This is a genomic window from Halanaerobium congolense, from assembly GCF_004366375.1.
Lineage (GTDB): Bacteria > Bacillota > Halanaerobiia > Halanaerobiales > Halanaerobiaceae > Halanaerobium > Halanaerobium congolense.
Genome location: NZ_SOEF01000018.1, coordinates 1 through 16,610 on the forward strand (window position 1 = coordinate 1; position 16,610 = coordinate 16,610).

Here is a 16,610-nt window from a genome sequence, read left to right on the forward strand (position 1 = left end):
GTTGGCTTGCTGTTTAATTTTCAAGGTTCACAAAATCTTCTTCTTTTGTTTTTGCCGCGTTTTTTTATCAGCGACATTTAATATCTTATCAACCGCGCCTCACTTTGTCAAGAACTTTTTAGAAAATATTTTAAAAGCCTTGAATATTAATTCCTAAAAAAGAAATTAACTTTCTGTGCGACGTTTATTATCTTATCAAGGCTTTTTCATTTTGTCAAGAGTTTTAAAAACTTTTTTTAATAATTCCTCCACCAAGAACCAGCTCACCAAGGTAAAAAACAACTGACTGGCCTGGTGTGACAGCTCTTTGAGCTTCTTCAAACTCAACTTTCAATTCATCATCAGCTGATTTTTCAATATAAGCTTTAACCGGATAACTGTTATACCGAATTTGTGCCTCTACTTCCATCCGCCCATCGATATCTTCAAAAAGAATAAAATTAAGATCTTCCGCAATTAAACCATCACTATAAACTGCATCATCTTTGCCAACTATTACAGCGTTATTTTTATAATCTAATTCTGTAACATAAATAGGATAGCCCATAGAAATTCCTAATCCCCGACGCTGCCCAATTGTATAATGGGATAAACCATTATGAGTCCCAACCTGGTTTCCTTCATTATCTAAGATTGGTCCTTCTTTTGAAATTTCAGGATAATTAGCATCTAAAAACCTGACATAATCATCATCAGGCACAAAACAGATTTCCTGACTTTCTGCCTTATCATGAATTTCAAAACCTAATTCCTTAGCCTTGGCTCTAATTTCATCTTTTGTATATTCACTTAAAGGAAAAAGTGTCTGGCTTAGCTGTTTTTGATTTAAAACATAAAGCATATAACTTTGATCCTTGTTTTCATCTAAACCTTTTTTGAGAATATAGCGGCCATTTTCTTTTTCTATTTTTGCATAATGACCACTAGCAATATAATCACAACCAATTTCTATTGCCTTCCTATGCAGAGCCTCAAACTTTATTTCCCGATTACACATCACACATGGGTTAGGGGTTCTACCTCTACTGTATTCATCAACAAAGTAGTCAATAACTTTATCCTGGAATTCATCCTGTAGATTAAATACAAAATGAGGAATATCTAATTTTTGAGCTACTCTTTTGGCATCTCTAACAGCAGAATAAGAACAGCAGTGATCTTCCCGATCAGTAGCTTCTTCATAGTCAGGAAAAATATGCATTGTTCCACCTATTACTTCAAAACCTTCTTCTTTTAATAATGCAGCGGCAACTGAACTATCAACACCACCACTCATTGCAATCATTACTTTTTTCATTACTTTACACCCTTATAAAATTTATTCTTATTGTAGTGACTTCAATCTTTCAATAATTTCTTTTAATTTCTGAACAACATAATCAATTTCTTCTTTGGTATTAGAAAAACCAAGCGAAAATCTAACAGCACTTTTAGCATATTCTTTCTTTAATCCAATTTCCTTTAACACATGTGAAACACTTAAAGATCCAGATGCACAGGCAGAACCTGCTGCTGCAGCAATATTATTTAAACTTAAATTAAACAATATTGATTCTGCATCTAAATTCTTAAAAGAAATATTCACATTTGCCGGCAGACGCTGCTCGCGAGGCCCGTTTAATTTTATCTCATCAAAATTAGAAAATAACTCTTTAATAAAATAATCTTGAAGTGAACATAGCTTAGTTATTTTTTTATCTAAATTCGTAGAAACAATCTCAGCTGCTTTACCCATGCCGACAGCAGCAGTTAAATTAGCTGTCCCAGCTCGTCTCTTTCTTTCTTGACTCCCACCAGAGATTTGGGGTACTAATTCTATTCCTTTACGTACAAAAAGAGCCCCAATACCTTTTGGCCCATTAAATTTATGTGCAGAAAGAGAAAGTAAATCCACATTCATATCATTTACATCTATTTTTAACTGACCAGCTATCTGTACAGCATCTGTATGAAAAATAATATTATTTTCTCTAGCAACAGCAGCTAATTCCTTTATCGGCTGTATTGTACCTATTTCATTATTAGCTGCCATCACAGAAATTAAAATTGTATCATTTCTAATGTTATCCTTTAATTCCTGCGGATTAACAAAACCCTCCTGGTCAACACCAAGCTGAGTAATTTCAAATCCTAAATGCTTTTCTAAATATTCACAGCTTTTTAAAACAGCATGATGTTCGACTGCAGTAGTTATAATATGCTTTCCTTCTTCAGAATTTGCCATTGCTGCCCCTTTTAGAGCAAGATTATCCGCTTCTGTGCCTCCAGCAGTAAAAACAATTTCTTCAGCTTTTTTGGCTCCAATTAATTCAGCCACTGATTCTCTAGCATCCTCAAGAGCAGCAGCTGCCTTTTGCCCAGGGAAATGAGAACTTGCTGGATTCGCATAAATCTCATTATAAAAAGGTTTCATCGCTTCAATAACTTCCTCAGCAGCTGGAGTTGTTGCGGCATGATCAAGATAAATATTCTTCATTTATTTTGCCTCTAACTTTTCTTTTTCTAATTCTTTTTCTCTCTGTTTTTCCTGAACTGCTTTATCTCTTAAATCAGCTAAGGTCATATTTTCAATAACACCATTGATGGCATCTGCTAATTCTGACCACAAACCATGGATAACACATTTATCAATATAATTACAGAAATCCTCTTCTATAACACAGTCAACTGGAGCAATAGGGCCTTCCAAAGTTGTAATAACATCAGCAACAGTAATATCTTCCGGATCATAGTTTAACATGTAACCACCATGAGCACCTCGGACACTTTTGACTATTTTTGCTTTCCTTAATGTAGCAAATAATTGTTCTAAATATTGTTCTGAAATATTTTGCCTTTCAGAAATTTCACGAATTGGTATTGCCTTCCCTTCATCATGTTCAGCTAAATCTACCAATGCTCTTAAACCATATCTACCTTTCGTTGATACTCTCATATTTTCACCTCATATAAACTTGACATCAATAATCAACTTTCAATTAATTTTAACATATGACAAAAACGCTGTCAATGTGGATTCCCAATAATATCAAGATTATTTAAATATACTCTTAATTATAGTTAAACTATAATCTGCTGCTGTCTTTTCTTTTAGTACATTTTTTAGCTTTTCCTTGATAGCTGTTGGAATAATAGCTTTCACAACAGCTCCCTGATTATTGTATTCTGTATCTTTTATATCAGCTTTTAATGCCTCTAATTGACCTAAAACAATACCAATTTTAGCAAAAGAAGTTCCTACTTTTATTTGATAAAACTCATTTAACTTTTTTATACCGGCTGCTTCAATGGCTAATCTTGCAGTATCACCATATGCTCTGATCAGACCACCAATCCCAAGTTTTGTCCCACCAAAGTATCTTGTTACTATAAGAACCGTGTTTATAAGTTCTGCTCCTTTGATAGCTTCTAAAATAGGGGGGCCTGAAGATCCTGATGGTTCTCCGTCATCATCAAAATATTCAATTGGATCCTGATCTGGTTTATCAGCTTCAACCCTAAAAGCAGAGACATTATGTGTGGCATCTGAATATTTATCTTTTATTTCCAAAATTCTTTTTTCTGCTTCTTCTCTATTTTCTACAGCAAAAATACTTCCATAAAACTTACTATCTTTAACCTGATTTCTTATTTCCATATTTTTAGCAGGTTTATTTTTAGAATTGGGCATTATTAATCATCCTCAGTTCCGTTTTCATTTCTTAAATACTTTAAAAATTGAGCTGTCTTTTTTTCTCTTCCCATTTTGCCCGGTTCATAAAAAGAGACTGACTGCATATCTTCTGGTAAATAATTTTGTTCTATATAATTTTTAGGATAACTGTGAGGATATTTATACTCTATTCCATGTCCTAAATCTGAGGCACCAGCATAATGACTATCTTTAAGATGAGCAGGCACAGAACCTGCTTTATTATTTTCTACATAATCTACTGCACTGTTAATTGCCTTAACCACAGAATTGCTTTTTGGAGCAGAAGCAATATAAATAACTGCCTCAGCTAAAGGAATTTTAGCTTCAGGAAAACCAATTTGTTCTACAGCTCTGGCAGCAGATTCAGCAATTATTAAGGCGGTAGGGTCAGCCATACCCACATCTTCTGCTGCATGAATTACTACTCTCCGTGCTATAAATTTTGGATCTTCGCCACTAACAATCATTCGCGCTAACCAATATATGGCTGCATCAGGATCTGAACCTCTCATACTTTTTATAAAAGCAGAAATTATGTCATAATGATTGTCACCTGAGCGATCATAATTTAAAATTTTTTTCTGCATCGAATCTTCAATAATTTCCGTATTTAAATTTATTATTCCATCACTATTAGCTGGAGTTGTTAAAACAGCCAATTCTAATGTGTTTAAAGCTACTCTTGCATCTCCGTCTGCCAATTCAGCAATAAACTGAAGATCTCTGTTTGAGATATTCACATTTAATTTACCCAAACCTCGTTTTTCATCTTCTAATGACTTTTCTAAAATAGAAAGAACCTGCTTTGATTTAAGTTTTTCTAAACGAAAAATACGTGAGCGAGATAAAAGAGGTGAATTCACTTCAAAATAAGGATTTTCAGTAGTAGCTCCAATCATAATTACAGTTCCATTTTCAACTGATGGTAGTAATGCATCCTGCTGTGATTTATTAAAGCGGTGAATTTCATCAATAAAAAGAATCGTTTTATTATTATATAAATTTCGATTAGATTTAGCCTTCTTTATAACCTCTCGTATATCTTTGACACCTGATGTGACTGCATTTAATTTAACAAACTCTGCTTCAGTTTGGTTAGCAATCACCTGAGCTAAACTTGTTTTCCCAGTGCCTGGTGGTCCATAAAAAATTAGAGATTGTAAGCGATCAGCTTTAATAGCCCTGCTTAATAATTTGTTATCTCCAACAATTTCTTCCTGTCCATAAAATTCATCTAAAGATCGAGGTCGCATTCTATAAGCTAAAGGACGATCATTATTATCTTTTTTAACATTAGTGTTTTCAAAAAGATTCATATTTTCACCTCGATTATTTTGTGTTAATAATTCTTTTTTCAGTAATAATTATATCAACAGGGACATCATGTGCTTCTGCTGGGATAGAATCTACTATAAAACAATCATATGAAAAGCCTACTTTCAATGCATTGTTAGCATGTTTAGTCAAAAAACTGTCATAATAGCCTCCACCATATCCTATCCGATATCCTTCAGCAGTAAAACAAGCTCCTGGAACAATTATTATGTCAAAATCATCTGGAACCTCTTCATCTCTAATCCTTTTAATAGGTTCCTGAACCCCAAAAACTCCATCTTTCAGATCTTGATCTAAATCATTTATTTTTGCAGTTCCGAGATCAACAACATCTCTGCGGGTATAAGGTAAATATAACAAATAACCTTGATTCAATAATTCTTCTAACAGCTCAAAAGTTTCGATTTCCTTCCGCATAGAAGCATAAGCCATCACCTTCTTAGCATTTTTTAATTCTGGAAGTTCTAAAAATTTATTTTTAATTTTTTTACTCCATTTGTTAATTTTTACAGCAGACATTTTAGATCTTTCATTTAAATATTTTTTTCTTAATTCTTCTTTTTTATTCATGAAAAGCACCCCAGATAAAAGTAATTTTTATTTATTCAATTCTAAATCTATAATAGCAGAAAAAATATTTCACTGCAAAAATAAATAACAGTATATATAGACAATATAATTTTATCTTACTATCTAATTATTAACAGCTAATAAAAAAGCTAACCTTATTTAGGTTAGCTAAAAGCTCATCCGCCGTGCCGGTTGATTTGGAATTTTGATCCCTGTCTGCCAAGTGGGTGCCCTCCTACCTGGTTTATAGGTCCATCTAAGGCTTCTACGCCGCAGGTAGAGTTCCAGGCTCCCTATGTCTAAGTGTTGGTCAAAATGTTTAATCATTATCGAACACGGCAGATGATATTTACTTTTCTATAAATAATATAACATATTTCTGCTGTGGCTGCAAGCAAAAAAGCCTGCGCTTTCACTAAGAACGGATAGAAATTCCTAATTCCTGCAGCTGTTTTTTATCGACTACAGAAGGTGCATTTGTTAGAGGTGATGTTGCCTTTTGTGTTTTAGGGAAGGCAATTACATCTCTAATTGAGTCTGTTCGGCCAACAATCATCATTAAACGGTCAAGACCAAAAGCTATTCCACCATGAGGTGGAGTTCCATAATCAAAAGCTTCCAGTAAATAACCAAATTTTTCCTGCTGTTCTTCTTCACTAATGGATAAAGCAGAAAAAACTTTTTCCTGAAGCTTATGGTTATTAATTCTAATACTTCCCCCACCTAATTCCTCACCATTTAAAACAAGATCATAAGCTTTTGATTTTACAGAAGCCGGATCACTGTCTAATTTTTCAATATCAGAATCAATTGGTGCTGTAAATGGATGGTGAAGTGCAGCCAGACGATCTTCATTCTCATCATATTCGAATAATGGGAAATCTACAATCCAGACAAATTCGTAAACTTCTTCTGGAATTAAATCATTTTCCCTGGCAATTTTCAAACGCAGATTACCAAGTGCTGAAGCAACAACTGAAGCTTTATCAGCAACAATTAATAATAAATCTCCTGTTTCCGCATCCATAACTTCTTTAATATCTTCAATTTCCTGATCAGATAAGAATTTAGCTATTGGGGATTTAAGTTCATCTTCTCTTAATGCCATCCAGGCTAAACCTTTAGCTTTAAACATTTTTACATATTCTTCAAAACCATCAATAGTACTTCGAGGAGAATCAGCTCCTCCTTTAAAGTTAATACCCTTTACCTGACCACCACTGCTGACAGTACCGCTGAAGATATTAAAATCACTATCTTTAACAGCTTCAGATAAATCTTTAAGTTCCATGGCAAAACGCAGATCAGGTTTATCTGAACCAAAACGGTCCATTGCTTCTTGATAGGACATTCTCTTGATTTTAGCTGGAACTTCTATATTACCAACTGCAAATAATTCTTTCATTAATCCTTCGGTAATTTCCATTACCTCTTCTTGATTTACAAAAGACATTTCCATATCAATTTGAGTAAATTCTGGCTGTCTGTTTGCTCTTAAATCTTCATCTCTAAAACAGCGTGCTATCTGAAAATATTTTTCCATCCCTGAAACCATTAACAGTTGTTTGAAAATTTGAGGAGATTGTGGTAAAGCAAAAAACTGACCAGGATTAACTCGACTAGGCACTAGATAATCTCTTGCTCCTTCAGGTGAACTCTTAGTTAAAATTGGAGTTTCTATTTCCCAGAAGCCATTATTATCAAGGTAGTCTCTGGTAGTTTTAGTAATCTGGTGTCTAAGACCCATTAACTTTGTCATTTTAGGTCTTCTTAAATCTAAGTATCTATATTTTAATCTTACATCTTCACCAGTATCAATATTATCTTCAATCTGAATTGGTGGAGTTTCAGCAGCATCTAAAACCCTTAACTCTTCAGCTTTGATTTCAATTTCACCTGTTGGAAGTTCTGGATTTACATTACCTTCAGGTCTTGGCTCAACTTTACCTGTAATAGCAACAACATATTCTGAACGAAGAGAATCAGCTTTATCAAATAATTCTTTACCAGAATCAGGATTAAAAACTACCTGTACTATTCCAGAACGGTCTCTGATATCGGCGAAAATAACTCCACCGTGATCTCTTCTTTTTTGTACCCAACCCATGATTGTTACTTTATTTTCATTATCCTCTATAGTCACTTCTCCACAAAGGTGGGTTCTCTTTAAATCTTTTATTGTTTCACCCATCTTATAATTCCTCCTTATCTACTAGCTTCTTCATTTCTTCTAATAAATTGCTTAATTGTATTTCTTTTTCATCTCCACTTTTCATATTGCGAATTGTAGCAGAGTTATTATTTAATTCATCTTCACCAATGATTATAGTATATTCAGCATTCATTCGATCTGCTGATTTCATCTGTGAACCCACACCTCGACCTAAATAATCAATTTCAGTTTTAAATCCTTTACTTCTTAACTTATCAAGAAGTTTAAAAGATTCTTTTTTGGCTTTGTCACCAATTACTGTTATGTAAAGGTCAACACCTGATTCTACAGGCAGCTGAATGTCCTTTGCTTCCAGAGAAAGTAACAATCTCTCAATTCCTAAAGCAAATCCAATACCCGGTAGATCCCTATTTCCTATTTCTTCAGCCAGACCATTATAGCGGCCTCCACCAAAAACAGTGTCCTGAGCACCTAAAGCATTATCTTTAATTTCAAAAGCTGTATTTGTATAATAATCTAAACCTCTTACTAAAAGCGGATTAATTGTATAATCAAGATCTAAAATATCAAGATATTCCTGTACCTCATCAAAGTGATCAGCACAACTATCACAGAGATTATCTGTAATTTTAGGTGCATCTTTGATTACTTTTTGACAGCTTTCATTTTTGCAATCCAAAACCCTCAGGGGATTTCGATCAATTCTGCTCTGACAATTATCACATAATTGATCTTTGTTTTTAATAAGATATTTTTTTAACTTTTCAACATATACAGGTCTGCACTCTCCACAACCTACACTGTTTAAATGCAGTTCTAAATCATCTAGGCCAAAATCCTGCAGCAGACGCATACCCAGAGAAATAATCTCTGCATCTAAAGCCGGATCATTAGAAGCTATTGCTTCAACACCGAGCTGATGAAACTGTCTAAATCTGCCAGATTGTGGTCTTTCATATCTAAACATAGGTCCAATATAATAATATTTAGTCGGCTGAGCCTGACCATAAATTTTATTTTCTAAAAATGACCTAATTACAGAAGCAGTTCCTTCAGGTCTTAAAGTAATACTTCTGCCACCCTTATCTGCGAAAGTATACATTTCTTTTTCCACAATGTCAGTTACTTCTCCAATACCTCGCTGAAAAAGTTCTGTATATTCAAAGATTGGAGTTCTAATTTCCTGATAATTATAGTTTGAAAATATCTCATGTGTTTTCTTTTCAATATACTGCCATTTCAAAGTATCTGGTGGTAGTATATCATTAGTTCCTCTTGGAGCATTAAACTTCATTTTTAAATTCACCTACTATTATTTCCTTTTAGTTTTTATTCTTTTAGTTTTAGAAAATCTACCAGCTCAACTCTATTATAGAGCGAACTGATAGATTCATAATTTTGCTAAGAACTTACAATGATTTAATTATTATTTTCTGTTTCCAAAGGAGCCTCAACTTCCAGATCTTCTTCTAGCTGTTCAGCTTCTTCCTGAAATTCTTCAGTTTTTTTAGCATCAATTTCGACATTTTCCTGGTTTTGCTGCATATTTTGACTTATTCTTTGCACTTCTTCGATAGCAGATTGTGCTTTTTCTTCAGCTCCGAGTTGACTGTAAAGCATAAACAGCTGATAATAGGTCATAAAATCATCTTCAGCGCCAGCAGCCACTTCATCTAATAAGGCAATTGCCTTATCATTTTTTTCTTGTTCAGCTAAAAATTGAGCATAATTAAATTTTAATTCATTATTCTCAGGAAATGATTTGATCGCTGTTTTATATGTTTCCTCAGCTCGATCATAGTTATTTTGACCCTCATATGCCTGAGCTAAATAACTATAGAAAATAGCATCTGTTTCTTCCTGTTCAACAAAAGTTTTGAACTCTTCTACAGCCTGATTATAATTTTCATTTTCTAAAGCATGATAGGCACTTAAAACAGGTTCATTAATAGTTATTTCTGCCTTTGATTTTAATTCTTTTAACCAGTTATTAACAGCCTGATTTCGTTTCTGATTTCTAATTTCAGTTTCTAAATTTTCTTTTACTTCAGCTAATTCTGGTTTCTCAGTTTCTGCAGTATTATTTTCAGCTGTTGGATTTTCTGATTCATTTTCACTTTGAGGATATCTTTGATTGTAAAGTTCTTGAATTTCTTGATCACTAACAGTAACTTCTGGAATCCCCTGTTCAATAGTCTTTGTTATAGTTTTACTATCTTCTAAATTTGACTTGATGTCTTCTCTTAATTGGCCAATTGTATAACCCTGTTCAGCCAATGCATCAGCCAACTCCTGGTCTGTCATTTTATTCTGGTCTAAAATGTTCTGATAATTTTTATCCACTTCAGATTCTGAAACCTTTACATTAACTCCCAGTTTTTCTGCCTGATCCATGATCAGTTTTCTTTCAATAAGAGCATTCAAAACATTATATCTAAATGGAATGATTTGACTACTGCTGAGATTAGATTGTGGAGCCTGCTGCTGTAAAAATGAAAAATATTCCTGTTGAGAAATTTCCATACCATTTACTTCAGCAATAACAGATGGACTCTGATTGGGAGCTTGTCCCCCACCACCTTGATTATTTAAATAAGCACCATAACCCATAAAACCTCCAGAAACAACAAAAGCAACGACTACAATATAAACAATAATTCTACTATTGTCGCGTAAAGTATCAAACAAACCTTACACTCTCCTCTCTTATATCATAAATTTAATAAAATATATAGTAAGACATAAAATAATCCGATTTAATTTTAACCTATTCAAAATTAGATGTCAAACCCCTGTGAATAAGAATAAAACTTATTTTACAGCAGGCCAGACCCTATTTTTAAAAGTACTGATAGTACCCTTCGGTCCATGACCTGGATAAAAAACAGTATCTTCAGGCAGAGAAAATAGTTTTTCTTCTATCGAATTAATCAGCTGCTGAAAACTGCTGTCACTTAAATCAGTTCTTCCAACTCCAGATGCAAAAATACAGTCACCTGGAAATAAGATTTTTTCTTCTGCTATATAAACTGAAATCCCATCTTCACTATGGCCAGGTGTATAAATAATTTTAAGTGTTAAATTTTCGAATTTTATTATCTCATCATCATTTAGTGTTTTATCAAGACCAGGTGACATGATCTGCTGGCGCATAAACATCTGGGATAAATTTAAGTTTGGATCTTTTAATTTTGGATTTGTTTTAGGATGGCCCAATATTTCAGCACCAGTCTTCTCCTTTAAATATTGATTTGCAGCTATGTGATCAAAATGACCATGAGTATTAATAATATATTTAAGTATTAGACCATTTTCCTGCAGATAATTATATAGTTTTTCTCCTTCAGCTCCAGGATCAATTATAAGTGCATTTCCATTTTCAGAGATAATATAACTTTTAGACATCAATTCTCCAACAGTAAATTCTTTTAATTCCATACTCTCACCTATTCTAAATTTTAAAAATTTTTTTTACTATCAACTAAAATTGTCACCGGGCCATCATTAACTAATTTAACATCCATCATAGCCTGAAATTTACCCGTTTCAATTTTCAATTCAGATTTTTTTGCTTGCTCCACAAAATAACCATATAATTTTTCAGCCTCAGCTGGTGGTGCGGCCTCAAAAAAGCTAGGTCTCCTACCCTTGCGGCAGTCACCAAATAAGGTGAATTGAGAAACCAGCATTATATCCTTATTTAAATCTAAGGCAGATAAATTCAACTTATCTTCATCATCTTCAAATATTCTCAAATTAATTATTTTCTCTAACAAATAATCTGCATCTTTTTGATCATCTTCTTTGCCTATTCCTAAAAACACTAATAAACCGGAGTCAATTTCTCCGGTTATCTCAGTATCAACTTCAACTTTTGCACTTTTTACACGCTGAACGACTGCTCGCATCAAATTTCACTCCTTATTTAAGCCGGTTTTGCCCGACTTACATTAAGAACACCTGATATTGACTCAATTTTTTTCATTATATCATACATATGCTCTGTTGAACTCAATTCTAAAGATAAATTAATTACAGCCCTATTTTGGTCACTAGTCCGAGCCATCACTGATAATAAATTTATTTTTTCTTCCTTAATAATATGAGTTATATCATTAAGTAGAGCACTTTTATTGACTGCATCAATTCTTAAATCAACCTGATAAGACTCAGTCCTACCAAGTTCCCAGCTAACTTCTATAATTCTTTCCGGTTCACTATCAGCCAGATTTTTTAAGTTTTTACAATCTGCTCTATGAACTGAAACACCCCTACCTCTGGTAATATAACCCACAATATCATCACCAGGTACAGGATTACAGCATTTTGCCATTCTAACCAACATATCTTCCATACCCTTAACAGATACACCTTTATCAACAGAAGTGGACTTCTGCTGACTCGATGTTTGTTTCTTTTCTAAGTCTTTTTCAGGTTCATAATCCTTAAATTTTCTCACAACCTGTTTGGGACTAATGTTACTGTAACCAAGTTCTTCTAGTAAATCATCAACATCTTTTCTACCTAGTTCTTTTGTTATTTTTTTTAGTTCTTTCTCTTTTACTTTTTCACTTATTACAATATTATATTTATCAAGATATTCATCTAAGATCCGATGTCCTTTTTCTATTATCTCATCTCGACGCTGCTTTTTAAACCAGTGTTTGATTTTGCTTCTGGCTTTAGAGGTTTTAACAAAATTTAACCAATCTCGAGATGGACCATTACTTTTTTTAGAGGTCAATATTTCTACTATATCACTATTTTTAAGTTTATATTCTAGAGGAACAATCTTCCCATTAACTTTCGCTCCAACACAACGATGCCCTACTTCAGTATGAATATGATAGGCAAAATCTACTGGTGTACCTCCTCTAGGCAGTGACACCACATCTCCTTCGGGGGTGAATACAAAAACTTCGTCTTCGAAAAGATCAATCTTTAAGGTTTCCATGAATTCCTGGGGTTCCTGAAGATCTTTCTGCCATTCCAACAGTCTTCTCAGCCAGGATAATTTTTCTTCAAACTTCTCATCCCCAACCTTGCCCTCTTTATATCTCCAGTGAGCGGCGATTCCATATTCTGCAGTTTTATGCATCTCATAAGTTCTAATTTGAACCTCTAAGGGATCTCCATTAGGGGCAATAACTGTTGTGTGTAGTGATTGATACATATTAGATTTAGGCATTGCAATATAATCTTTAAATCTACCAGGCATTGGTTTCCATATTTCATGGATAATACCAAGCACCTCATAACATTCTTTCACATTTTCAACCAAAACCCTGACAGCTGTTAAATCATAAATTTCATCAAATTCCACTTCTTTGCGGCTCATTTTATTGTAAATGCTGTAAAGATGTTTTGGACGACCATATATTTCAGCTTCAATATCATGATCCTTTAAAGTAGATTTTAAAGTTTCTATCGCCTCCTGGATATCTTTTTCTCGCTGTTTACGGTTAGCCTGTACTTTATGAGAAACTTCATAATACATTTCAGGTTTTAAATATCTGAAAGCTAAATCCTCTAATTCCCACTTAATCTTAGACATCCCCAGTCGGTGAGCAAGTGGAGCATAAATTTCTAGAGTTTCTTTAGATTTTTCCTTCCTTTTTTCCTTTTTTAGATAATTAAGAGTTCTCATATTATGCAGTCTATCAGCAAGTTTTATCAATACAACTCTAATATCTTCTGCCATAGCTACAAACATTTTGCGCAAACTTTCAGCCTGCTGATCTGCTTTTGTTTTAAACTGCATTCTTGTTAATTTTGTGACTCCATCCACAATGTGAGCCACTTCTTCTCCAAACTCTTTTTCAATTTCTTCACTGGTAATACCCGTATCTTCAACAACATCATGCAGTAATGATGATACTATTGATACAATATCAAGTTCTAAATCAGCAAGAATTATGGCAACACCAAGAGGATGCTCTACAAAAGGCTCACCCGAGACACGATACTGCTCTTTATGAGCTCTATCCGCATATTTGTAAGCCTTTCTGACCATATCCAAATCTGGATCATCCATATATAATTTTATTTTATCTAATAAGGTATCTAATTCCATCTATATTTATACTCCTTTAGTTATCTAAAAACAAAAATTACTCAATTAAGAGTGACTTAACTTCATAATCTTTTAAAACTTCCCGGCCATCAAGTGCATCGAGTTCTAATAAAAATGCACAACCAACAACTTCTCCACCTAGTTCTTCTACCATTTCTGTTGCAGCAAGAGTAGTTCCTCCAGTAGCAAGTAAATCATCCACAAGTAAAATTTTATCCCCTTTATTTACTGCATCTTTATGTATTTCAATTTCATTTTTTCCATATTCCAATTCATATGATTTTTTTAATACTTTATGTGGTAATTTGCCTGGTTTTCTAATTGGAATAAAACCCTTATCAAGTTCTATTGCCAGTGGTGTCCCAACTAAAAAACCTCGAGCTTCAATACCTACCACATAATCAATATCATAATCTCTAAACATATCCGCCATTTTTTCAATGGCTTCTTTAAGTGCCTCCTTATCCCTCAAAAGAGGTGTTATATCTTTAAATAAAATTCCTTCCTTTGGGAAATCGGGAATGTTTCTTATTTTATCACTAAGATTCATTTTTATCCTCCTTAAAATTAGATACATTTGCAATCAGGTCAAATAGATTATTTTTAAAAACTATATCTTTAAATTTAATAAAATTATCCATTCGCCTGGATAATTTATTATATCGTACTGAGCCTTTAAAGTCCAATTCATTTTTGGAATTTGCTGCCTGCTCCTGCCGCTTAAGAAATTCTATTACTTTTGAATTATACTTAATATCAGAATTTCCAAATATAAATATAACTTTTATCATTTTATTTTCTCTATTAAGATGGTAATTATTTATTATTTCAGTAAATTGCTGCAGTGAAAATGGAAGTGAATAAAAAATCAAATGAGAAAAATCACTTTGAAAATTATAACTGCTGCCAAAAAAATAATGGCTTTCAAATTTTGTCTCAAAGTGTGCTTTTTCTTTTTTGTGACTAATGTAGACTGCAGCTTTTCCAACAACCTTATTAGACAGCAATTTATCTAAATTTAACCTTTTATCTCCACTGTTTCTATAATCATAAAAAGAATAGTTGTTTTTTTCAAAGACCAGGGCCGCTTTTGGGTTATCAGTTAACCGATAGTCATCAACTTTTAACTGAATATTTTCTTTACCCCGCCAGCAATTAATTTCAGGTTGAGCTATCAAATCAAATCCGCCAGAAGCTAGTTGAACAGCTTGATCACCTAAGTTAAAGGCAACAGCCTCAATTCCATTTTCCAAATAAATTTTAAGATGCTTATTTTCTTTACCCATTTGATAACACTTTTTGCTTTTCAAATTTTGAAAAAGAAATTTAGGAGCTGGATTTGCTACACCAAAAGGCTTGAATTGCTCCAAAGTAGAGATAAGATCCTTATTAAGTTTTGAAACATCATAATTTAGATCAATTTTTTTGTTTTTCAGAAAATCTTCCTCTGCCAAATTTTGCAAAAGATATTCCTTAAATTTATTTTTAAAACAATCAATCTTATCAAACTCAATACTAAGCCCTGCTGCTGCTTTATGGCCACCAAACTTAATTACTTTAGACTGGCAGTATTCTAAAGCCTGGTAAATATTCAAAGAAGAAATACTCCGGGCTGAACCTTTAGCTGTTGATTTTTCCTCATCGACTGCAAATAAAATAACAGGTAAGTTATATTTTTCTAATAATCTTGAAGCAACTATCCCAATTATTCCCGAGTGCCAATTTGAATCAGCTAATATTATTGACTTTTCAGTTTCCAAATCAATATTTTTAATCTTACTTTCTGCTTCTTGATAAATTTTTTCTTCCTGCTGCTGCCTTTTTTTATTAATTTTGATTAACTTTTGTGCAATATTTTTAATTTCTTCCAAATCTTCACTAATTAAAAGCTTTAATGCTTGCTGAGCATCATCAATCCGACCTGCAGCATTCAATGGTGGAGCAATAATAAATCCAATTTGACCTGCACTTAGATTTTGCTTTTTAAGTTTCAATTCTTCAATTAAAATTTTTAGACCGAGAACTTGGTCCTCTTTGATCATTTCTAAACCGTTTTTAACCAAGATTCTATTTTCATTTTTTAAAGGAGCAATATCTGCAACTGTTCCTAGGGCAACTATCGGTATTAATTCTTTATTCATTTCTTTGACTTTTTTCGGATTTAAAGCTTGAGTTAGTTTATAAGCAGTTCCAACCCCAGCAATCTCTGAAGCAAAATAATTTTCAGCTTCAACCAGGTGATGATTTATTACCGCTTCAGCTTTAGGTAATTGATTTGAAGGGGTGTGGTGATCAGTGATTATTAAATCTACTTTCTCTTCTGCAAGATATTCAGCTTCTTTGAAAGCAGTAATTCCACAGTCAACAGTTATAATTAAATCAATATTTTCCTTAATTATTTTTGTCAAAGATTTAATATTTAACCCATAACCATCCTTTATTCTGTCAGGAAGATAATATTCTAAATCTATGTTATATACTTTTTTAAAAAATCTAAATAAAACTGCAGTTGAGGTTATTCCATCAACATCATAATCTCCATAGATTAAAATTTTTTCATTATTTTTTACTGCTCTTTTGATTCTTTTAACAGCTTTTTTCATTCCAGGTAATAAAAAAGGATCACTTAAATATTTTAAATCAGAATTTAAATATATTTCTCTTTCTGTTTCTGTTACAATACCTCTTTCAGCTAAAAGTCGGTCTATATTTAGCTTTGTATCTTCTTGATAAAAATTTAGTTTCCATATTTTCTCCATTAAATA

The 16,610-nt window shown here is 33.0% G+C and carries 14 protein-coding genes and 1 other RNA gene; all 15 read right to left on the minus strand.

All coding sequences use genetic code 11. From position 1 onward, the window contains the following. Nucleotides 1-223 precede the first annotated feature (223 nt). Nucleotides 224-1,297: a tRNA 2-thiouridine(34) synthase MnmA gene (gene mnmA, locus C7954_RS07555; RefSeq protein ID WP_073159256.1), complete on the minus strand. Its 1,074-nt coding sequence runs from the start codon at nucleotides 1,295-1,297 to the stop codon at nucleotides 224-226. Nucleotides 1,298-1,324: 27 nt separating this feature from the next. Then, nucleotides 1,325-2,476: a cysteine desulfurase family protein gene (locus C7954_RS07560; protein WP_073159254.1), complete on the minus strand. Its 1,152-nt coding sequence runs from the start codon at nucleotides 2,474-2,476 to the stop codon at nucleotides 1,325-1,327. Next, entirely contained in the window at nucleotides 2,477-2,935 is a 459-nt protein-coding gene (locus C7954_RS07565) for an RrF2 family transcriptional regulator (RefSeq protein WP_073159251.1), read from the minus strand. 99 nt (nucleotides 2,936-3,034) lie between these two features. Next, nucleotides 3,035-3,670, minus strand: a complete 636-nt coding sequence (locus C7954_RS07570; RefSeq protein ID WP_073159249.1) for an IMPACT family protein — start codon at nucleotides 3,668-3,670, stop codon at nucleotides 3,035-3,037. Between the two features lie 2 nt (nucleotides 3,671-3,672). Next, entirely contained in the window at nucleotides 3,673-5,010 is a 1,338-nt protein-coding gene (locus C7954_RS07575; RefSeq protein WP_073159246.1) for a replication-associated recombination protein A, read from the minus strand. Between the two features lie 13 nt (nucleotides 5,011-5,023). Then, nucleotides 5,024-5,599 (minus strand): 5-formyltetrahydrofolate cyclo-ligase, encoded by a 576-nt coding sequence (locus C7954_RS07580; protein ID WP_089655261.1) that lies wholly within the window; start codon nucleotides 5,597-5,599, stop codon nucleotides 5,024-5,026. Between the two features lie 173 nt (nucleotides 5,600-5,772). After that, nucleotides 5,773-5,947, minus strand: a non-coding RNA gene (gene ssrS / locus C7954_RS07585) — 6S RNA. A 67-nt stretch (nucleotides 5,948-6,014) separates the two neighbouring features. After that, a complete protein-coding gene (gene aspS, locus C7954_RS07590) occupies nucleotides 6,015-7,790 on the minus strand; it encodes an aspartate--tRNA ligase (RefSeq protein WP_073159241.1) in 1,776 nt (591 codons plus the stop codon). A 1-nt stretch (nucleotide 7,791) separates the two neighbouring features. Continuing rightward, complete coding sequence (hisS, locus tag C7954_RS07595) at nucleotides 7,792-9,066, minus strand: histidine--tRNA ligase (protein WP_073159238.1); 1,275 nt, start codon at nucleotides 9,064-9,066, stop codon at nucleotides 7,792-7,794. A 125-nt stretch (nucleotides 9,067-9,191) separates the two neighbouring features. Then, complete coding sequence (locus tag C7954_RS07600) at nucleotides 9,192-10,460, minus strand: SurA N-terminal domain-containing protein (protein WP_134059306.1); 1,269 nt, start codon at nucleotides 10,458-10,460, stop codon at nucleotides 9,192-9,194. A 123-nt stretch (nucleotides 10,461-10,583) separates the two neighbouring features. Continuing rightward, on the minus strand, nucleotides 10,584-11,210 hold the full coding sequence (locus C7954_RS07605; protein WP_134059309.1) for an MBL fold metallo-hydrolase: 627 nt from the start codon (nucleotides 11,208-11,210) through the stop codon (nucleotides 10,584-10,586). 20 nt (nucleotides 11,211-11,230) lie between these two features. Continuing rightward, nucleotides 11,231-11,680, minus strand: a complete 450-nt coding sequence (gene dtd / locus C7954_RS07610) for a D-aminoacyl-tRNA deacylase (protein WP_089655255.1) — start codon at nucleotides 11,678-11,680, stop codon at nucleotides 11,231-11,233. Nucleotides 11,681-11,697: 17 nt separating this feature from the next. Further along, on the minus strand, nucleotides 11,698-13,845 hold the full coding sequence (locus tag C7954_RS07615) for a RelA/SpoT family protein (RefSeq protein ID WP_134059312.1): 2,148 nt from the start codon (nucleotides 13,843-13,845) through the stop codon (nucleotides 11,698-11,700). A gap of 37 nt (nucleotides 13,846-13,882) precedes the next feature. Further along, complete coding sequence (locus tag C7954_RS07620) at nucleotides 13,883-14,395, minus strand: adenine phosphoribosyltransferase (protein ID WP_073159228.1); 513 nt, start codon at nucleotides 14,393-14,395, stop codon at nucleotides 13,883-13,885. Next, on the minus strand, nucleotides 14,385-16,604 hold the full coding sequence (recJ, locus tag C7954_RS07625; RefSeq protein ID WP_134059315.1) for a single-stranded-DNA-specific exonuclease RecJ: 2,220 nt from the start codon (nucleotides 16,602-16,604) through the stop codon (nucleotides 14,385-14,387). Before recJ ends, C7954_RS07620 begins: the two co-directional genes overlap by 11 nt. Between the last annotated feature and the right edge of the window lie 6 nt (nucleotides 16,605-16,610).